Annotated in this window: 18 protein-coding genes; 10 read left to right on the top strand and 8 right to left on the bottom strand. The window is 72.8% G+C overall.

What is annotated here, in order from left to right; genetic code table 11:
- Window positions 1-104: 104 nt before the first annotated feature.
- Window positions 105-1,259 carry a hypothetical protein gene (locus tag IO20_RS0109095; RefSeq protein ID WP_425423705.1) on the top strand — a complete coding sequence of 385 codons (1,155 nt, stop codon included), beginning with the start codon at window positions 105-107 and terminating at the stop codon, window positions 1,257-1,259.
- A 118-nt stretch (window positions 1,260-1,377) separates the two neighbouring features.
- Here IO20_RS0109095 and IO20_RS0109090 read toward each other — a convergent pair whose 3' ends face one another.
- A complete protein-coding gene (locus IO20_RS0109090) occupies window positions 1,378-2,031 on the bottom strand; it encodes an NADPH-dependent F420 reductase (protein WP_106978597.1) in 654 nt (217 codons plus the stop codon).
- Between the two features lie 140 nt (window positions 2,032-2,171).
- Between IO20_RS0109090 and IO20_RS0109085 the strand changes: the two genes are divergently transcribed.
- A complete protein-coding gene (locus tag IO20_RS0109085; protein WP_245684904.1) occupies window positions 2,172-2,720 on the top strand; it encodes a GNAT family N-acetyltransferase in 549 nt (182 codons plus the stop codon).
- A 34-nt stretch (window positions 2,721-2,754) separates the two neighbouring features.
- Here the strand turns inward: IO20_RS0109085 and IO20_RS0109080 are convergent, their stop codons facing one another.
- Window positions 2,755-3,306, bottom strand: coding sequence for a YdeI/OmpD-associated family protein (locus IO20_RS0109080; RefSeq protein WP_030550610.1), 552 nt, complete (start codon window positions 3,304-3,306; stop codon window positions 2,755-2,757).
- Window positions 3,307-3,813: 507 nt separating this feature from the next.
- Here IO20_RS0109080 and IO20_RS0109075 point away from each other — a divergent pair.
- Window positions 3,814-4,773 carry a carbohydrate kinase family protein gene (locus IO20_RS0109075; protein WP_030550608.1) on the top strand — a complete coding sequence of 320 codons (960 nt, stop codon included), beginning with the start codon at window positions 3,814-3,816 and terminating at the stop codon, window positions 4,771-4,773.
- Here the strand turns inward: IO20_RS0109075 and IO20_RS0109070 are convergent.
- Together IO20_RS0109070 and IO20_RS36335 are read right to left on the bottom strand one after the other, a co-directional pair.
- Entirely contained in the window at window positions 4,751-6,040 is a 1,290-nt protein-coding gene (locus IO20_RS0109070; RefSeq protein WP_030550606.1) for an ATP-binding protein, read from the bottom strand. The genes IO20_RS0109075 and IO20_RS0109070 overlap by 23 nt on opposite strands.
- 255 nt (window positions 6,041-6,295) lie before the next feature.
- Entirely contained in the window at window positions 6,296-6,733 is a 438-nt protein-coding gene (locus IO20_RS36335) for an SPW repeat protein (RefSeq protein WP_030550604.1), read from the bottom strand.
- A gap of 248 nt (window positions 6,734-6,981) precedes the next feature.
- On the opposite strand from IO20_RS36335, the gene IO20_RS0109060 reads away from it, so the two are divergent.
- Entirely contained in the window at window positions 6,982-7,353 is a 372-nt protein-coding gene (locus IO20_RS0109060) for a cupin domain-containing protein (RefSeq protein WP_030550602.1), read from the top strand.
- A gap of 109 nt (window positions 7,354-7,462) precedes the next feature.
- A complete protein-coding gene (locus IO20_RS0109055) occupies window positions 7,463-7,918 on the top strand; it encodes a nuclear transport factor 2 family protein (RefSeq protein WP_078946014.1) in 456 nt (151 codons plus the stop codon).
- Here the strand turns inward: IO20_RS0109055 and IO20_RS0109050 are convergent.
- The gene (locus IO20_RS0109050; RefSeq protein WP_063761404.1) at window positions 7,909-8,274 is read right to left on the bottom strand and encodes a hypothetical protein; all 366 of its coding nucleotides are present in this window, start codon (window positions 8,272-8,274) and stop codon (window positions 7,909-7,911) included. The two genes, IO20_RS0109055 and IO20_RS0109050, sit on opposite strands and share 10 nt — an antisense overlap.
- A 50-nt stretch (window positions 8,275-8,324) precedes the next feature.
- On the bottom strand, window positions 8,325-9,278 hold the full coding sequence (locus tag IO20_RS0109045; RefSeq protein WP_030550596.1) for a LysR family transcriptional regulator: 954 nt from the start codon (window positions 9,276-9,278) through the stop codon (window positions 8,325-8,327).
- A gap of 291 nt (window positions 9,279-9,569) precedes the next feature.
- Here IO20_RS0109045 and IO20_RS0109040 point away from each other — a divergent pair, with 291 nt between their 5' ends.
- Window positions 9,570-10,826, top strand: coding sequence for an MFS transporter (locus IO20_RS0109040; protein WP_245684903.1), 1,257 nt, complete (start codon window positions 9,570-9,572; stop codon window positions 10,824-10,826).
- A 131-nt stretch (window positions 10,827-10,957) separates the two neighbouring features.
- On the top strand, window positions 10,958-12,409 hold the full coding sequence (locus IO20_RS0109035) for a carboxylesterase/lipase family protein (RefSeq protein ID WP_030550593.1): 1,452 nt from the start codon (window positions 10,958-10,960) through the stop codon (window positions 12,407-12,409).
- Between the two features lie 26 nt (window positions 12,410-12,435).
- Here IO20_RS0109035 and IO20_RS0109030 read toward each other — a convergent pair whose 3' ends face one another.
- Window positions 12,436-12,873, bottom strand: a complete 438-nt coding sequence (locus IO20_RS0109030; protein ID WP_030550591.1) for an OsmC family protein — start codon at window positions 12,871-12,873, stop codon at window positions 12,436-12,438.
- A gap of 185 nt (window positions 12,874-13,058) precedes the next feature.
- Here IO20_RS0109030 and IO20_RS36330 point away from each other — a divergent pair, with 185 nt between their 5' ends.
- From IO20_RS36330 to IO20_RS0109015, 3 genes are all read left to right on the top strand, one after another.
- A complete protein-coding gene (locus IO20_RS36330) occupies window positions 13,059-13,325 on the top strand; it encodes a hypothetical protein (protein WP_037635005.1) in 267 nt (88 codons plus the stop codon).
- 67 nt (window positions 13,326-13,392) lie between these two features.
- Window positions 13,393-15,780, top strand: a complete 2,388-nt coding sequence (locus IO20_RS0109020) for a molybdopterin cofactor-binding domain-containing protein (RefSeq protein ID WP_030550588.1) — start codon at window positions 13,393-13,395, stop codon at window positions 15,778-15,780.
- Window positions 15,781-15,795: 15 nt separating this feature from the next.
- Window positions 15,796-16,275, top strand: a complete 480-nt coding sequence (locus IO20_RS0109015) for a (2Fe-2S)-binding protein (protein ID WP_030550587.1) — start codon at window positions 15,796-15,798, stop codon at window positions 16,273-16,275.
- Window positions 16,276-16,292: 17 nt separating this feature from the next.
- Here IO20_RS0109015 and IO20_RS38365 read toward each other — a convergent pair whose 3' ends face one another.
- Complete coding sequence (locus IO20_RS38365) at window positions 16,293-18,431, bottom strand: eCIS core domain-containing protein (RefSeq protein ID WP_078946021.1); 2,139 nt, start codon at window positions 18,429-18,431, stop codon at window positions 16,293-16,295.
- Window positions 18,432-18,532 lie beyond the last annotated feature (101 nt).

Below are 18,532 nucleotides of genomic sequence, written 5' to 3'. Positions count from 1 at the left end.
TGGGTGTGACGGATGTGAGCCACGTGAGGGGTGCGACGGGCGCGGCGGGCGTAACGGGTGTTCTGGGAGCCGGTGTTACCGGTACGGCCGCGCCCGGAGCGTCGATGGCCCGTCCTGCGGTCGCCGGTCCTGCCGCGGCCGGAACCGCTGCTGTCCGTTCCGCCGTCACCGCCGCCACGGGTGCCACCGGTGCCGCCGTCACCGGTACCGCCGTTCTGCTCGCGGCGGCGCCCGCCGGGCGGGGGCGTGTCATGGACGCCGCTTCCGTGCTGCCGGCTCTCGCCGCCGTACCGCCCGGAGTCCTCACCGGCACCACCACCGCGACGGTCGTCGAACTCGCCGACCCGCTCGACCCGCAGACCGTGCTCACCCGGCTGCGCGCCGCGGCGGCGAGTCCGGGCCCGATGGTCCTCTGCCTCGCCGGCCAGCTCCATCTCGACCGCCGCCAGGGACTGCCCCACCTCGCGCTCGCGCGCACCACCCCGGCGACCCTCCGCTACACGGCGCTGCCCTGGCACTGGCTCGCCGGCGAACTCGGCGTACGGCCCCCCGGCACCACGACGGTCGTCGCGGACCTCGCGGCGGACCCCGCCGTGTGGGAGCGCCTCGCCACCACACCCGACCTGCTGCACCTGGGGCCCGGATCCCTCCTCTACGGCCGGGTGGCCCCCGCCCCGCGCCGGGGCGAACCGATGACCCCCGGCTATCTGCGGTCCTGGGCGGAACTCTGGCGCTCCGGCGCCCGCCTCCCGTACGCCACGCTCCACGCGGAGTCCGCAGCGCACGCTGCCGCGACCGCGCCGGAGGCGCGTCTCCTCGCGCCCGCCCCGGCCCACGCGCCGGCCGTGGACCGGGATCCGCACCCGGCGATCCTCGCGGCGGCCATGGCGGGACGGCACGGGGAGGCGGCGGCCGTCGCCGCCGCCTGGGAGCGCGAGGCGCTGCGCCGCCACGGGCCCCGGTCCGGAGAGGCCGTCCACTGGACGGAGGTACGGGCCGACCTCGCCCGCCTCGCCGGGGAACCCGCCCGCAGCTGCGAACTGTGGCTCGCCGCCGCCGAGTCCAGGCTCGCGCTGGGGCAGCCTACGGACGACCCCGACGTCGAGGGGGCCGTGGACCGGGCCCACCACCAGTGGCAGCTGATCGGCGACCAGGAGCGGGCCCGGGCCCTCGGTCCCGCACTCATCGCCCTGCGGCGCCGGGTACCGGGCCGCAGGCCCGGAGCGCTGGCAGCCCTGACACGACGCATGGCCGACTGAGCCCGGCCGCCGGCGGTCCGGCGGCGCTCGTCGTCGCGCGCGGGGACCGCTGCGAGGAAGTTCCGGGGTGGAGCTCAGCCGACACCGCGATGGGCGGCCCACATCGGACGGACAGGCCCTACCCGGGGAGGACGACCCGGATGCCGAACTCATAGGTGCCCGTTGCCGTCGCGATCCCCATGAAGAGCAGGGCGAAGTTCTCCTGGCCCCGGGCCGTGGCGATGCCGCCCAGGTCGAGCAGCGCGTCGTCGGACCAGCCGAGATCGGCGAGCAGGCCCCGTACCGTCTTCTTCGCCGCCGTGTCGTCCCCCGAGAGGAACACCGTGCCGGGACCCTCCAGGGAGTCCGGCGCGACCATCACCTTCCGGTCGATCGTGCAGAGCGTCTTCACCACCGGCGTCCTGGGGAACGCCTCCTGGATCTCCTCGCCGAGGCTGACGACCGGATGGGACAGCGTCCCGTCCTCGAGGAAGCCGACGCCGACGTCGAGGATGACCTTCCCGGTGAGCGCGGGGGCCCCGATCGTGCGGAGCAGGGCCACGGAGGCCGTGCCGGGCGTGGCGTTCACCAGTACCTCGGCGTGCGCGGCGGCCCCCGCCGAGCTGTCGATCCGTACTCCCTCCGCGGTGAGCTCCCGAAGCCTCGTCCGCAGCTCCGGGTCGTCGGGCCGCCGTGACCCGACGACCACGTCGTGGCCGGCCCGCGCCCACGCCGAGGCGAGTGCCTGTCCTACGTTTCCCGTGCCGAGAATTCCGATTCGCATGACGCTCATCGTGGCCGTCCGGGCTCCGTCCCCGCCTCGGCCCCGGAACCGAACCCGCGTCGGCCGATGGTTCTAGGACCGGCGGCCCGGATCGCCGTTGACCTCGCCCCTGCCCGGGGGCCGGTACGCGGCCTGAGATGATCGGCGGCGTGGCCATCCCCCCGCACCCCGCCCCGGTTCCGAACCCGGCCCCGATTCCGGTCCCGGAACCAGCCGCCTCCCTCGGGTCGCTCACCACCGGGCGTCTGCGCCTGCGGCCCGTGCGGGACTCCGACCTGGACGCCGTGACCCGGCTGTGGACCGACCCCGACGTACGGCGCCACCTGGGCGGCCCCGTCATCGAGTCCGTCGTCCGCATCCGGCGCAGCAGGATCGTCGGGGCGCCCGGCGTCCACGCCGTGGTCCGGGCGGAGGACGGCGTCGTGCTCGGCCTGGTCACGGTGGAGCCGGCCGCGCGGGACGGGGAGACGGAACTGTCGTACCAGTTCCTGCCCGAGCACTGGGGGAGCGGCTACGCGCGGGAGGCGGTCGGCGCCGTCCTCGCGACGACCCTGGAGGGTACGCCGAGCGTCGTCGCGGTCACCCAGGAGGAGAACCATCGCTCCCGCCGGCTCCTGGAGGCCGTCGGCCTGGAGTACGCCGAGTCCTTCGTCGAGTGGGACGCCCACCAGGTGCTCTACCGGCGCCGCCGGGGCTGAGGCGCACGCCTCGCCCGCTCTCGCGGCGGCTCCCTCAGCGAGGCGTCCCGCCCGCCCGCAGCGCCGCCACCGCCCGTTCGAGGCGGGCCGTCCTGGTCTTCGCCGTGCGGGCCTGGAGCAGGCTGAGGATCACGAGGTAGCGGTCGGTCTTCCCGAGGGCCTCGAATGCCTCGGCGGCCCGCGGATCGGCCGCCAGGGCCGCCGCGAGGTCGTCCGGCACGGTCGCGTCCTTCTGCGAGGGGTACGCGGCCTCCCACCGCCCGTCGGCCTGCGCCGCCCGTACCTCCGCGAGGCCCGGCTCGCGCATCCGGCCGGCGGCGGTGAGGGCCTCGATCTGCCGGACGTTGACCTGGGACCAGAGGCTGCGCGGCCGGCGCGGGGTGATCTTCTGGAGGTAGGACCGCTCGTCTAGGGCCTTGCGCTTGCCGGTGATCCAGCCGTAGATCAGCGTGCCGTCGAGGATCTCGTCGGCGTTCGGCGAGGCGAGGTCCGATCCCTTGCGGGCGAGCAGCAGCCAGATGCCGGGGGTGTCCCCGTGGTGCCGCTCCAGCCAGGCCTCCAGCTCCTTCCCGTCGGCGAACGCCATGACCGCGAGCCCCTCGACCGTCTCCACCCGGAATCCCCCTCACCCTGCCGCCGACACCCCCGGCGACTCCGGCGGCGTCCTGACGTGAACAAGATATTGGCATCGGTCGGAAGCCGGTTCGGGTAACCTCCGCCTCCACCGCGAGGCGAGCAGCCCCGACCCGGACGTCGACACCACACCCCGCCACGGTGAGCTGCCCTTCGCCGCCGACGGCTCCGTCGAGCTCCGCGTCCTCGTGGCCCGCTCCGCACCGAAGGTCTTCGTACGCCGGGGCGGCTCCTTCCCCGGCGCGACCGCCCTCGCCCGGGTCCCCGCCCTCGTACGGCACGGAGTCACCTACCATCTCCGGATCGTCCACCGGCCCCCGCATCGAGGTCTTCCTCGACGGGAACCGGATCATCGACCACACCGACACCGCCGCCACCTACGCCGTCGGCCACGTCGGACGGAACGTCTTCGGCGGCCGGGCCGGCTACCAGGACACCTACCGCCAAGGAGCTATGACCCATGTCCTTCCTGGTGATCGGCGAGTGCGTCGCCGACATCGTCCGCGCCCCGGCGGGCTCCGGCGCCCCCGACCGGGTCCACCCCGGCGGCAGCCCCGCCAACGTCGCCTACGGCCTCGGCCGCCTGGGCCGTGACGTCACCCTGCTCACCCAGCTCGCCGAGGACCCGACCGGGCGGCTGATCGCCGACCACCTCAAGGGCGCGGGCGTACGGGTCGAGATCGGCGGTGTTCCCGCACGCACCCCGTCGGCGGTCGTAGGTCTCGACGCCCACGGCCAGGCCGCGTACACCTTCGACATCACCTGGACGCTGGAGGCGGGCCCGGCCCCGCTCGACCCCGGATTCACCCCCGGAATCACCCCCGCGCACGTCCACATCGGCTCGATCGCGGCCGTCACCGAGCCCGGCTCGACGGCCGTCCTCGCCGTGACCGAACGGCTCCGCGCCGGGGCCACGGTCAGCTACGACCCGAACGTGCGGCCCGACCTGATGGGGGACCACACCGACGCGGTCCGGCGCGTCGAGCGCTGTGTCGCCCTCGCCGACCTGGTGAAGGCCAGTGACGAGGACCTCGCCTGGCTGTACCCGGGGGAGGGCCCGCACACGGTCGCCGCCCGCTGGCTCGCCCTCGGCCCCGCCGTCGTCCTGGTCACCCGGGGCGCCGCCGGGTCGCTCGCCCTCACCCGGCGGGAGACGGTCACCGCGGACGCGCCGCGGGTCTCCGTCGTGGACACGGTCGGCGCGGGCGACTCCTTCATGTCCGCCGTCCTCGACACCCTCGCCGGGCAGGACAGGGCAGCCCTCGGCGGACTCGGCGCAGCGGACCTCGCGGGGCTGCTGCGGAGGGCCGGCGCGGCGGCGGCCGTGACCGTCTCGCGGGCCGGCGCCCAGCCGCCCGACCGGGCCGAACTGGACGCGGCCCGGCAGGAGTTCGCCGTCACGTCCGGGCGTGAGTGGTGATGTCGGAGGCGAACTGCTCGACCATGGCGGGGGTGACCGTCGGCCGGCACTGCCCGATGGCCTCCAGGTAGTCCGCGGTGCTCGCCCCGGGCACCGGCCCCTCGCCGCCCCGCCCGCCGACCGCGAGCAGATCACGCTCGAAGGAGGCCTGGGCGGCGATCCGGGCCGCGTGCTCGATGTCGGCTGGCGTGAACAGCTCGCTCGCCAGCACCAGTTCGTCGATGTCGACGTCCGCGCGGCCGTCCGTGTAGCGGGCCCAGATCGCCGCCCGCGCCGCCTTGTCCGGCGTACCGATCGGAATGAGGTAGTCGAAGCGTCCGGGGCGCAGGAAGGCCGGGTCGAGGGAGCGGATCGAGTTGGTCGCGCAGACGAGCAGCCGCTCGTCCCGCTCCCGGAAGCCCGGTATCAGCTTGAGGAGTTCGTTCGTCACCCCGTGCATGCCGCCGGGCTGCGCGGGCTCCGAGCGCACCGGGGCGATCTCCTCGACCTCGTCGATGAAGACGAGGACCCGCTCCAGTTCGGCGATCCGCGCGAACGCCGACCGCAGGGCGGCGGCGAGGTTCCCCTCGTCGGCGAGGCGGGACGGCAGGATCTCCACGAACGGCCAGCCCAGACGGGAGGCGATGCCTCGGGCGAACGTCGTCTTGCCGGTGCCCGGCGGGCCGAACAGACAGACCGCGCGCGGCGGCCGCACGCCGTGGCGCCCGGCCCGCTCGGGCTCGGCGAGCGGCAGCACCACCCGGCGCTCGATCAGGTCCTTCTCCCGCTCCATCCCGGCGACCTTGGCCCACAGGTCGCCGGGGAGCAGCCGGCCGCCCAGGTCGTCGAGGAGCCCGGCGGCGGGCCCGTGCAGGGGTTCCACCTTCTCGAAGTACGCGACGGCCGGCTGGCGCGTGTACCCGGCGTTCAGGAGGCCCTCGCCGAGGAGTTCCTCCTCCGGCAGGACGTAGGCGATCCGCCCGACCCGGGCGGCGACGAGCCGTCGCTCCAGCTCCACGAGGAGGGCGCTGGCCAGGCCCCGGCCGCGCCAGGCGGAGGAGATCGCGATCCGCATGACCCAGGCCCGTTCGCCGGACACACAGGCGAGCGCGGCGCCGATGGGCGCGCCCTGGTGGACGGCGACCACGGCCGGCTGGCGGGTGGTGAGGGCTCCGATGCACTCGGCCAGGGAGAAGACGGACTCCTGCCCGAGCTCCGCGGTCGTGTCGATCAGGTGGACGACGGAGGCGAGATCGCTCTCGCGGTAGTCGTGGATGTGCCAGTTCACCGGTGGTGCCGCCCCTCGTTGGTGCCGTTGCGGCGAGGCTAGGCGCGCGGCCGGAGCCCGGTCGTGCGCCATCCTGCACAAGGCGGGGCGGGCGAACGTGCCGTACCGGCTCTGTACGGGTCCGGTGAGCACGCCGTACCGGCGCGGTACGGGTCCGGTGAGCACGCCGTACCGGCTCCGCGTGGTTCCGGGTACGGCAGTGAACGGCGGCGCCTCCGAGGGGAGGAGCCGCCGTTCCGGGAGAGGATCAGCAGGTCACGTCCTTCGCTTGCTCATGAGCATTCCGCCGGCCGTGAGGGAGAACAGGCAGACGCACGCGCCGGTGATCACGTTGCTGAGAACGGTGCCTGTGTCGGGGCTCTGTCCGACCACCCACGGGGCGATGATCAGCCACGCGCCCATCAGCAGAACGACGAAGTTCAGGTCCTGCGACCGCTCCGGAGCCATCGACATGCACAGGCCGAGGATCGCGAGGGCGACGCCGACGACCAGGTTGGTGATGGCGAGTGCGGGCTGGGTCGCGGAGAAGTGGACCGTCCACGCCGAGATCGCGGCGTAGACGCCGGCGAGGATCACGAGCTCCTCGACGGCCGTGACCCCTCGGGTCTGGAGTACACGGGCGTACCTGTCCCGCATTTCGGTGGCGTCAGGGTGTCCAGCGATGTCACCACGACGGTGAGAGACGTCGGACATGCGACTCGCCTCCTTCTGGCGTCTTGCCGTCTGACAGCAGATGCGGCGAAGGATGCCGCTGTTTCATTGTGCGCTTATCTGACCTTTATGTGTAGATCTGCCCCCTAGGGAATGCGCACAAATTTGGGAGGGCGAATGTGCGGAGAACAGCCAAGCTGCGACGACGGTCGTGCCGGGTGGCCGACGGCATCCCGGCGTAGCCTGGAAGTGGACTCGGGGACCCACCTCTCCACCGCCGGGAGTGGATGATGGCCGGCATCGTACGCAAGAGCTTCGACGAAGCGGACGAGACCCGTCCCTTCGAGGACGGCAAGGGCAGGCTCGACCTGCTCACCAGTGGAGGCGGCCCGGTCGGGCGCGCCGTGTTCGAGCCGGGCTGGAAGTGGTCCGAGCACGTCAAGCCGATCGCGGGCACCGACAGCTGTCAGGCGTCGCACGTCGGTTACGTGGTCAGCGGCCGGCTGAACGTCGTCATGGACGACGGAGAATCGGCGGAGTTCGGGGCGGGCGACTTCATGGAAGTCACGCCCGGCCACGACGCCTGGGTCGTCGGCGACGACGCCTGCGTCGTCCTCGACTGGACCGGCTTCGGCGACTACGCGAAGGCGTCCGGCGGCTGACGTACCGGTTGATCGGCCCGTCGGTCGGTCGGCCGATGGTCGGTCAAGGGTCGGTCGGCCGGGCAAAATCCCGCGCCGACCGACGCGCTCTCCGGGCACAATGCCTCGCATGACGTACCACCAGGAGCACCGGACGCCCCTCTCGCACGCATCCGTACCGCAGGCCGCCGACCCGGAGCCCGAGGTCGCCGAAGCCATCGCGGGCGAACTGCGCCTCCTGGACCCGTCCGTGCGCCTCTCCCGGGCGCTCGCCGCCGAGCTGCTCGACCCCGAGTTCACGGAGGTCGGTGCTTCCGGCCGACGCTGGACGTACGAGGAGATGCTCGCCGACCTGCCGGGGATGGCGGGCAGCGTCGAGGGCGGAACGCAGTACGAACCGGAGGCCGTCACCGGAGTCCTCCTGGCCCCCGGCCTCGTCCACCTCACCTACGAGACGATCCGCGACGGCCACCGGGCCCGACGCAGCTCGCTCTGGCGCCGTGCGCCCGGCGCGCCCGAGGGCTCGGCCCTGCGGATGTACTACCACCAGGGAACGCCCGCACCCCAGGCGGACGTTCAGCCGTAGGCGTCCGTGACGCAGTCGGCGGCGCACCGCCAGTGCTCGTACCGGCGGCGCAGCGCCGCCGCCGCGTGCGGACGCTCCACCTCGGTGTACCCGTAGCGCTCCCGCGTGGTCCGCACCACGGCCTCGACGGTGACGATCGCCGGTTCGCCCTCGCCGGCGTACCGGCGGGCCGTCGCGATCACATGGTCGGCGGCCCGCTGCAGATCGCGCGCGTACTCCCGCTGGGCCGCGGACCGGGCCCGCGAGGCCGCGAACGGCCGTACCGCACGCCCCTTCCAGACCACCCCGGCGACGACGAGCCCCACCCCGAGCAGCCCCACGGACACTCCCACCACGGCATCGAGGTTCCACTCCATCACCGGCCGCCTTCCCCCTGAACCCGCCGTCCGCGCCCCGTCGTCCGAGTCTAGGGCGCCTGGCGCGTCTCGCGTGGCCGGGCCCAGGCGGGAGTCCAGATGTCGGTGCCCACGGCGGTGGGCCCCGAGTGGGCGAGGTGGGAGCGGAGGGCGGCGAGTGCCGGGTGCGGGTTGTCCACGGCCCACAGCAGGGAGTGCGGATACACCGGTGTCGGCCCGTGCACGTCGACGCGCCGCAGATCGTGGCCCTCGGGCCAGACGAGACGTGTCCGCCCGCCCACGAAGGTGGCGAGCTCGGGGGAGTCCCCGACGGTGTCGAACAGCGCCTCGGTCCCGAAGTCGGGCCCCGTCACCTCGATGGTGAGCCCGAACGCGACGGCGAGGTCGGCGTAATAGGCGGCCCACTCGGTGCCGCTGACGATGCCCGGAATCCAGATCCGGTGCCCGACGAGCCGCTCGGGCGTCACGACCCGAGCGCCCGCGAGCGCGTGCGCGGGACCGGTCAGGAGCTGGAGCGGCTCGTCCAGGACGCGAACCGCCTCCACACCCACGGGCAGCCGCAGGCCGGGCATGGTGACCGCCCGGAAGGACGCGTCGATCGTGCCGGCCCGGAGCGCGGCGACGGCCGCCTCGGAGTCGAACAGGGTCACGACGTCGAGCTCGAACTCGGGGAACGCCCGGTGGAACGCGCGCAGCAGCGCCGCGGGCGCGAGCCGTCGGCCGATCACGTCCACGCGCAGCGCGCGCTCGGCGGGCCGCACCGAGGCGATGGCACGCGCCTCGGCATCCAGCAGGGCGCGCGCGTGCGGCAGGAACGCCTGTCCGTCGACCGTCACCTCGGCGCCGCGCGGAGTGCGGGTCAGCAGGCGCACGCCGAGCTCCTTCTCCAGCGCGGCGATCCGCTTGGAGACGGCCTGCTGGGTGATCGCCAGCTCGTCGGCCGCCTGACGGAACCGGCCCGAGTCCACGACGGCGAGAAAGGTGCGCACTGCTGCGAGATCCACACCACGAGCCTAGGGTCTTTCGTTTGGATCAGGCCGGATCAGGGTGCGGTGCCGGGGCCCGCGAGCCCGGCATGATCCAAACGAGAGGCCCTGGGTCGTCTCCGGCCGGGGCCTGTCCTTCGAAGCACCACGGACTAGGGCCTGCCCGGCCCTGATCCGCCGGACAGGCCCTAGCGACAACCGGTGGTTGTGCCGTGCCCGGCTTCGGTTGTTTGATCCGGGCGTCCTCGACTCGCTTTGATGGCGGCGGCGCCGCGCGGTGGGCGGCCGAACGGCGAGAGGAGTACGCAGGTGGCGGCGCGGGTGGAGGCGTCCCTCGGCGGGGACACCGGGCGGACGTCCCTCGGGCGGGACTTCGGGTGGCTGTGGGCGGCGTACGCGACCGGCGCCCTGGGCACCTGGGTCGCCTTCCACGCCCTTCCGCTGCTCGCGATCACCGTCCTCCACAAAGGCACCGCCGAGGTGGCCGCGCTCGCCGCCGTCGGGGCCGCCGTGGGCGCGGTGGTCGCCGCCCCGCTCGGCCCCTGGGTGGAGTTCCGCCGCAAGCGGTCCGTGATGGTCGCGATGGACCTCGTACGGTGCGCCGCACTGCTGAGCGTCGTCGCCACTTACGCCCTCGGCCGGCTCGGCTTCACCCAGCTCCTGGTCGTCTCCGTCCTCGTCGCGGCGGCCGACATCACCTTCGGCGCGGCCTCCGGGGCGCACCTGAAGGCGCTTGTGAGACCGGAGGACCTGCTCGTCGCCCAGGCCCGGCTCGAATCCACGACCTGGACCGCCACCGTGCTCGGGCCGCCCCTCGGCGGCGGCCTCGCCGCGCTCCTCGGTCCGGTGGCGACGGTGGTGGCCGACGCCGTGAGCTATCTGCTGTCCGCGGCCGGCATCCGCGCGATCCGGAGCCCGGAGGCCCGGCCGGGCGGCGCGGACCGGCCCCGCGTGAGGGCCCGTGACCTGGTCGAGGGGTGGCGTCACCTCCTCACCCACCCCGTGCTGCGCCCGCTGTTCCTCAACACCGTCCTGTCCAACGGGCTGATCATGGCGACCGCACCCCTCCTCGCCGTCCTCATGCTCGGTCCGCTCGGCTTCGCCCCCTGGCAGTACGGTCTCGTCTTCGCCGTGCCCTGTGTCGGCGGGCTCATCGGCTCACGGCTCGCCCGACGGCTCGTCGCCCGGTTCGGCCGACGCCGGGTGCTGCTCACCTCGGGAGTGCTGCGGGTGTGCTGGCCCGTAGGGCTCGTCTTCATCCACCCGGGCCTCTCCGGGCTGCTGCTCGTGATGGGCGTCGAACTCGCGCTCATCACCTGCTCGGGGGTCTTCAACCCGGTGCTCGCCACCCACCGGCTCGACCTCACGGACACCGGCCGGGTCGCCCGTACGCTGACCGCCTGGTCCGTCAGTGCGAAGGCGGCCGTGGCGGCCCTGACCGCCCTGTGGGGGCTCCTCGCCACGGTGACCGGGCCCCGGACGGCGCTCGGCGCGGCCGGCGTCCTGTTGCTGGCGACTCCGGTGCTGCTTCCGTGGAGGGAGGCGGGCGGGTCGGAGGACGGTTGAGCGGGGCGCACACAGGGCGTTGACACGTGTAAGTCATCGATGTCACGCTCCTTGTCCCTTCCTGTCCTTTCCTTGTACTCGTCTCGCCCACTCGTGCGCCCCGCGCCCCCGCGCAGAAGGAGCAGCGCCCCATGAGCACCACCGGCCCCACCGTCGTCACCACCGGAGGACCCGTCCGTGGCGAGCGCCGCGCCGACGGCAGCCTCCGCTTCCTGGGCATCCCGTACGCCCAGGCGCCCGTCGGCGACCTGCGGTTCGCCGCCCCCGTGCCGCCGGAGCCGTGGTCGGAGCCGCTGGACGCGACCGCGTACGGGCCGACCGCGCAGCGCCGCCCCTTCGCCGAGGTCACCACCATCCCGGAGCCCTCCGTCCCGGGCGCAGGGGTCCTCAATCTCAACGTCTTCACCCCCGAGGCCGACCCCGCGGCCGCCCTGCCCGTCCTCGTCTGGATCCACGGCGGCGGCTACGTCGCGGGCTCGGCGGCCAGCCCCTGGTACGACGGGGCCACGTTCAACCGGGACGGCGTGCTCCTCGTCTCGATCGGCTACCGGCTCGGCATCGAGGGTTTCCTGCACCTGGAGGACGCCCCCGACAACCGGGGCGTCCGGGACTGGGTCGCCGCCCTGGAGTGGGTCCGGGACAACATCGCGGCCTTCGGCGGCGACCCCGCCAAGGTCACCGTCGCCGGACAGTCGGCGGGCGGCGGCGCCGTCCAGACGCTCCTCGCCGTCCCCGCCGCCCGGGGTCTGTTCCGCGGCGCGCTGTCCGTCTCCGGCGCGCTCCCGCGCCCCGACGGCCCCGAGGCCGCCCGCGCCGCCTCCCGGCTGCTCACCTCCCGCACCGGCGTGCCGGCCACCGCCGCCGCCCTCGGCGACCTCGGCGACGACGAGCTCCTCGCGCTCCGGGACCGCCTGTCCGAGCCCGGCCCGGACCGCGAGGGCCTGCCCCCGCTGCTCGCCCTCGCGCCCTTCGCCGACGGCGAGCTGATCCCGGTGCCGGCCCTCGAGGCGCTCACGACGGGCGGGGCGGGCGCCGACGTACCGCTGATGCTCGGCTGCACCGAGGACGAGTTCACGATGTTCCCCGGGCCCGGCCCGGACGGGCCGCCGCTGCCCGTTCTCCTCGGGGGCCTCGGCCTCGACGCCGCCGGGGCCGCCGCCTTCACCGAGGCGTACGCGGAAGGCGGCGCCGAGCGGCTCTTCGGCCAGGCGCTGACCGACGTGACCTTCCGCGCCCCGAACCTCGCCGTCGCGGACGCCCGCGCCGCACACGGACGTCCCACCTGGCTCTACGAGTTCGCCTGGCGGTCACCGGTCATGGGGCTCGCCTTCCACTGCCTGGACCTGCCGTTCGCCTTCGACCTCCTCGACGCCGAGGGGGTCCGCGCCGCGGCCGGGGAGGCGCCGCCGCAGGTCCTCGCCGACGCCCTGCACCAGGCCTGGGTCGCCTTCGTGACCCGCCAGGACCCCGGCGCCGACTGGCCGCGCTACACCGCCGAGGGGCGCGCCACGATGATCTGGGACACCGAGCCCCGGATCGCCGCGGACCCGCTGGAGCGGGTCCGCGGGCTCTGGCTCGACTGAGGCGACCGGCCGGGAACCCCGGAGGTTCAGCCTTCGAAACCGACCGTGCCGTCCGGCAGGATCGCTTCCACGCGCGCGCCGTGCTCCACGGTCCGGCTCACCGTGCAGAACTTCTCGTGCGTCAGGCGCACCCCGCGGGCGAACACCTCGGCCGCCCGCGGGTTGTTGTCCGGCAGGTCGAACTCGTAGCTGACCCTGATCCGGCCCACCCGGCCGTCGTCCTCGGGGCCGGACACCGACTCCACCACGATCCGCAGATCGTCGTGGTCGACGGCCCGCGCGGTCCGGTCCACGACGAGACCGCCACAGCCGCCCATCGCCGCGAGCAGCAACTCGACCGGGGTGAACGAGGGCTGCGCGTCGGCGTCGTCCGCGGCGGCCATCCGGACCTCCGCGCCCCGGTCGTTGCGGGCGGTCCAGTTCCGGTACCCGGTGCGGACGGTCTCGATGCGGTAGTCGGCCATGGCGGCGGTGCTCCTTCGTCTTCGGGTGTGCTCCCCGTACGGTACGTTCACCGACCCGCGTGACCCCGGCGCACCCGCCACGCCGACCGGGGTCCCGCCCGGTGAGCGGCCCTGAGTACCCCCGCACGCACACCTGAGTACGCCGACCGATACGACGCCGCCCCGCCCGCTGGTGGAATGGGGACATGACCTCCTCCGCCCGGCGCACCCGCCCCCTCCGGCACGTCACCGCCACCGGCACGGCCCTCGCCGTCGCCCTCGGGCCGGTCGTGGTCGGCGCCCTGCTCGCGAGGTCGGTGGGCGGTGACCCGATGGTGTCCGTCAACGCCCTGATCGCGAGCGGCGGTCAGCGCGCCCGGATCTCCCGCGCCCAACTGCGCGCCGGAGCGCGCCGGCGCCGGCCGACGGCGCGACGCCGTCCGGTGAACGGCTTCCGGCGGTCCATCAAATGAGCGATGATCCTCGCATCCGGGATACCCGGCAGTAGCAAGCCGGGACCACGTCGAAAGGGCACACCGAATGGCGAGGCGTCACCCCGCGCGGGACGACCACCCCACGAGCGGCACCGCGGACGGAGCCGCGCGGCCGGACGGCGGGGACGGCCCCGGCATCGCCCGCCGGCGCTTCCTCGGGTACGTCCTCGCCGCGCCCACCCTCACCGTCGCCGCCCAGTTCGGCGCCGAGGCCCTCGCCCCCCGTAAGGCCGCCGCGGCGGCCCCGGCGCTCGTCCCCTCCCTGCCGGGACCGGCCGAACTCCTCGACCTCAACGAGCTGCTGACCCTCGCGGCCCTGCCCACCAGCCACCTCGTCACCATCCGCCTCGACGCCGACGGCACGGCCCACTTCGCCCTGCCCCGCGCCGAGGTGGGCCAGGGCGTCACCACCTCCAGCGCCATGATCGTCGCCGAGGAACTCGACCTGCCCCTCGACAAGGTCGTGGTGACGCTCGCCGACGCCCGGCCCGAGCTGCTCTTCAACCAGCTCACCGGCGGCTCCAACACCACGTACTCCACCTACACCCCGCTCCGCGTCGCCGCGGCCATCGCCCGGGGCCGGCTCCTGCGCGCCGCCTCCCTCGTCCTCGGGGAGGCCGTCGCCACCCTCACCACCAAGGCGGGAGCCGTCCTCTCCCCGACGGGTGCGCTGCTCGGCTACGGCGAACTCGCCGAACGGGCCGCCGCCGTCACCGACACGGCGGTCGAGGTGACCCTCAAGGACCCGGCCCGTTTCCGTGTGATCGGCACCGGGCAGCGCCGCGTCGACGCGCTCGAAGCCGTCACCGGCCGCAAGAAGTTCGCGATGGACCTCCAGGTCCCCGACGCCCTGCCCACCATGGTCTGCCGGCCGCCCACCATCAACGGCACCGTCCGCTCCGTGGCCAACCTCGCCGAGGTGCGGGCCATGCCCGGCGTCACCGACGTCGTCACCGTCTCCACCGGCGTCGCCGTCCGCGGCCGTACCTTCGGCCAGTGCGTCGACGCGGTCCGCGCCCTCCGGGTCGACTGGGGGCCCGGCACGGCCGAGGGCGCCTCCGACGCGACCGTCCTCGAGAAGCTCCGCAGGGCTGAACTCCCGCTCGTGGTACCGGCGTTGCCGCTCCTCACCAAGGCCGTCGACGCCCGCTTCACCTTCCACTTCGCGAGCAACGCGGCCCTGGAGACCAACTGCGCGATCGCCGACGTCCGGGAGGACTCCGCGGAGATCTGGGCCTCGCTCAAGGCGCCCATCGTCGCCCAGGAACAGATCGCCCTCAAGCTGGGACTGCCGCCCACCGCCGTCCGCGTCCATGTCACCGAGGGCGGCGGCTCCTTCGGCCGCAAGCTGTTCTCCGACGCCGCCCACGAGGCCGTCGAGATCTCCAGGGCACTGGGCAAGCCCGTCAAACTGATGTGGCACCGCACCGACGACTTCCGCCAGGGCCGTACGCACCCCATGTCCACCTCGCGGGTGCGCGCCACGTACGCGCTCGGCGAGGTCCTCACGTACGAGCAGCGCCACACCTCCGTCGCCACCGACTTCGGGCACGGCATCGGCGAGGTCCTCACGGCGGAGGCGGCCCGGCTTCCGGTGGCCGACGCGGCCTTCTCCCAGACGATGTTCGAGCTCACCCAGATCAGCCCGTACCACCTCGGCGTCACCACCCAGCTGCTCGCCGAGACCGACAAGGGCTTCAACACCGGGTCCATGCGCAACATCTACTCCCCGAACGTCCGGTGCGCGCAGGAACTCGTCGTGGACGAACTGGCCCGGCGCATGGGCCAGGACGGGTACGCGCTGCGGCGCCGTCTCGTGAAGGACCCGAGGGCCCGCGCCGTCCTCGACAAGGTCGCCGAGGTGGGGGAGTGGGGCCGCGCCATGCCCGCCGGCACCGCCCAGGGCATCGCCGTCCACACCGAGTACCACTCCGCCGTCGCGATCCTCGCCGAGATCGACTGCCGTCCCGAGACCACCGGGCGAAAGATCCCCGGCGCGTACACCGGCCCGCGCGTGACCAAGGTGGTCTGCGCCGTCGACGTCGGTCTCGCCGTCAACCCGCGCGGTCTGGAGGCGCAGATGATGGGTGGCATCGCCGACGGCATCGCCGTCACCCTGACCTCCGGACTGCACCTGCGCGACGGGCACTTCCTCGAAGGCAGCTGGGACCAGTACTTCTACACCCGGCAGTGGAACACCCCGCCCGAGCTCGAGATCATCGTGATGCCCCCGACCGGCGACAAGCCGGGCGGCGCGGGCGAACTGGCGGTCGCCGGCGCCATGGCGGCCGTCGCCTGCGCCTACGGCCGGGCCACCGGCAGGATGCCGACGGTCTTCCCCGTCAACCACGCCGAGCCGCTCGCCTTCACCCCCCTGCCGACCGTCCCGCCCGTCCCCGCCTCGCCGACCGACGGCCGCGACCGCGCCCTGTAGAGACCTGGAGCACCCGTGCCGCAGCACACCTTCATCCTGAACGGCAAGGCCGTCACCGCCGACGTCGAGGGCGACGTCCGGCTCCTGTGGGTCCTCCGGGACGTCCTCGGCGTCACCGGTCCCAAGTACGGCTGCGGGGTCGGCGTCTGCCGGGCCTGTACGAGCCATCTGAACGGGAAGGCGTTCACTCCCTGCGCCGTGCCCGTCGAGGACCTCGGACCGCAGGACGAGGTCACCACCATCGAGGGCCTCCCCGACACCGTGGGGAGCGCACTCCACCCGATGCAGGAGGCCTGGCTCGACCTCGACGTCGCCCAGTGCGGCTACTGCCAGCCGGGCCAGATCATGACCGCCGTGGCGGAGGTCCGCCGGGCCAGGGAGGCCGGCCGCGAGATCACCGAGGCCGACCTCGACACGATCCGCAACATCTGCCGCTGCGGCACCTACCACCGCATCCGGCAGGCGGTCCTGGAAGGCGCCCGCCGGATGGACTGAGCGCGGTCGCCCACGCTTTACCGGACGTGGTTGGCATCGCAGAGATCGGTGAAGAGCTTCTTTGCCTTCGGGGAAAGATGGCGGGCGAAGTGTTGATCCTTGAGCTGCTTGAGCGTTCCGCTTATTTCGGCGAAGGTGATGTCGTCACGGTTCGCCCATTCCATGAACTCATGCTCGTTCATCGGGTGGGACTTGTGCCGGTAGTTGTTCCGGTCCGCCTTGAGGCCCGTGCCCGTGTCCATGGCCTTGGGGTTGGTGAAATAGAACGAAACGGCATCTGTGATCGAATTTTGATCTCCGTCGCTCAGATACCCCGGCCAGTTGGGGTCGTCTGTCCTCAAGTCGTCTTCCCGGGCGTCTTTGAGGAAGGCGCGCCCGTAATGGGGGCCGAATGCTTCTTCGAGTTTCATTCCCCGGTTCCAGCCCTTTGAAGGATGGCGCATCATGGCGTTCTCCCCGGGGTACTGCTCCTCGATCTGTCGCCCCTGGTAAGGGGTGATGTCGATGGATATCGTCTTTATGCCCGCAAAAGCGAACTGATCAGTCACGCCGCTGCGCATGCCGACCGCGCCGAGGACCGTGAAATTGGTGTTCAGGTGGTACAGCAGGGCGAGCTGTGACCTTCGGTCCTTCGTCTCGGCCCATTCGTAGTACTTCACGAGGTGGGGGCCGGGCCATTCTCTTTCGGTGTGTCCTGCCGGGAAGTCACCCACGGGAACGGGGATCACATCGTCCCCGAGTGCTCTCCTGACCGCGTCGATGACGTTCTGCATACCGGTTTTTCCTGTGTCGAGCGCCGGGGCGTTACCGGTTCCGGCATGACCGCTGTCCCGGAAGTTCACGAGGACGTAAGGGGTTTCCCTCTGAAATTTCTTACGCGTCAAGAGTTCGGTGAAGGTGGTGTCCTGCTCGGGGGTCGGCGCCGCGTAGTCACGATAGAATTCCTGGAGCCGGGAGTCGTCTTGCCCTCTCAGGGCATCCGCGGTATATCGAGTGGAGTCCGTGTCGCCCTTGTGTGAAAGCCCTGGGTCTTTCAGGTTGTCGACGAGGCCCAGGTCCTCCTTCGAGAGGCTCGACCAGAAGATCTCCGACCCCTTCGCTTGTAGGTCCCCGATGAGTTCGATATAGCTCTTCGCCGAACTCATGTTTTTTTCGGCGACGTTGTATATGAGCAGGTGAGTGGGTGCGCCCGCCGAGACCATGGCCGCCCGCACGTGGTACATGTCTCCCCGGCTTCCGGCGTTCACGGCTATCGCAGTGTTGCTGTTGAGTTCGTAATATGCCAGTTGATCCATGCTGGTGATCTCGGTGGCGCCGCCCGCCCAAGAGGGGCCGACAGTCGCGGCTTCCTGGGCGACCGTTCCTGAATCTTGAGTCTGCTGGCCGTAATACGCCAGAAAAGCTGCGTAGCTTTCTGCGTGAGAGCCGTAACCGGCCTGCCAGCTTTCCCAGGCCGCAGTCCACCAGGCAGCGGCGTCGGTGGCCTGCTGGGTGGTCGAGCTCTCCGCTGATTGCGTCAGTGAGGGATCCTGCGTGGCCGGACGGTCGTACGGAGCCGAGGAGGGCGCGCCGCCGCGCGTGGGGCGCTCCGCGGGCATCCGCTGGATGGCCTGTCCCGCGGGGTGGGGCTCCGCTGGACCCGCTGTGGAAGGAGTCCGGGGCACCGCTCCGCTCATCACCCGGGTGGCGTTGGCCTCCGCTTCTCTTTCGTAGCGGTCGGAAGGGTCGGAGATGCTGAGTCCGCCACCGTCGTCGGTACCGGAGACGGGGCCTCGGCGTTGCTGGATGACGTGGGTGAGTTCGTGGGCGAGGGTGTGTTTGTCGCCTCCGCCGTCGCCGAGGACGACGTCGGTGCCGGAGGTGTAGGCGCGGGCACCGATCTCGGCGGCGGAGGCGCGGGCGGCGCCGCCGCTGTGGATGCGGACGTCGGAGAAGTCGGCACCGAGGCGGGATTCCATCTCCTCGCGGAGCGGGGTTTCGAGAGGGCGCCCACCACCGGCGAGGACGTCATGGACGGCGGAACGCTGCACGGCCGGCCGGTCGTCGACGTCCCGCTGGTGGCCGCAGCCGGCGCCGTGCCGGTGCTGTTCCGGTTCTTCCCGCGCTTCCCGCTGAACGGACGGCGGGGCGTAGGGGTGGCCAGAGCGCTGGAGCATGCGCAGGACGGCGGCGTTGCCCGCGGTGCGCTGCAACGCGAGTATGCCCCCTTGGTCCACGGGAGCCGGCGTGCGGGACGCAGGGGAGCGACTGTCGGTGC

Source organism: Streptomyces exfoliatus (assembly GCF_000725545.1).
GTDB classification, from domain to species: Bacteria; Actinomycetota; Actinomycetes; order Streptomycetales; family Streptomycetaceae; genus Streptomyces; species Streptomyces exfoliatus.
The sequence above is the reverse complement of the archived record's forward strand: the minus strand, read 5'-3'. Positions and strand labels throughout refer to the sequence as shown.

Bases quoted from the DNA above. Each gene is read 5' to 3' on its own strand.
- IO20_RS0109095 (WP_425423705.1), top strand. From the start codon at position 105: ATGGCCCGTCCTGCGGTCGCCGGTCCTGCCGCGGCCGGAACCGCTGCT.
- IO20_RS0109090 (WP_106978597.1), bottom strand. From the start codon at position 2,031: ATGAGCGTCATGCGAATCGGAATTCTCGGCACGGGAAACGTAGGACAG.
- IO20_RS0109080 (WP_030550610.1), bottom strand. From the start codon at position 3,306: ATGGCGTTCGCCGACGGGAAGGAGCTGGAGGCCTGGCTGGAGCGGCAC.
- IO20_RS0109075 (WP_030550608.1), top strand. From the start codon at position 3,814: ATGTCCTTCCTGGTGATCGGCGAGTGCGTCGCCGACATCGTCCGCGCC.
- IO20_RS36335 (WP_030550604.1), bottom strand. From the start codon at position 6,733: ATGTCCGACGTCTCTCACCGTCGTGGTGACATCGCTGGACACCCTGAC.
- IO20_RS0109060 (WP_030550602.1), top strand. From the start codon at position 6,982: ATGGCCGGCATCGTACGCAAGAGCTTCGACGAAGCGGACGAGACCCGT.
- IO20_RS0109055 (WP_078946014.1), top strand. From the start codon at position 7,463: ATGACGTACCACCAGGAGCACCGGACGCCCCTCTCGCACGCATCCGTA.
- IO20_RS0109050 (WP_063761404.1), bottom strand. From the start codon at position 8,274: ATGGAGTGGAACCTCGATGCCGTGGTGGGAGTGTCCGTGGGGCTGCTC.
- IO20_RS0109035 (WP_030550593.1), top strand. From the start codon at position 10,958: ATGAGCACCACCGGCCCCACCGTCGTCACCACCGGAGGACCCGTCCGT.
- IO20_RS0109030 (WP_030550591.1), bottom strand. From the start codon at position 12,873: ATGGCCGACTACCGCATCGAGACCGTCCGCACCGGGTACCGGAACTGG.
- IO20_RS36330 (WP_037635005.1), top strand. From the start codon at position 13,059: ATGACCTCCTCCGCCCGGCGCACCCGCCCCCTCCGGCACGTCACCGCC.
- IO20_RS0109020 (WP_030550588.1), top strand. From the start codon at position 13,393: ATGGCGAGGCGTCACCCCGCGCGGGACGACCACCCCACGAGCGGCACC.
- IO20_RS38365 (WP_078946021.1), bottom strand. From the start codon at position 18,431: ATGCTCCAGCGCTCTGGCCACCCCTACGCCCCGCCGTCCGTTCAGCGG.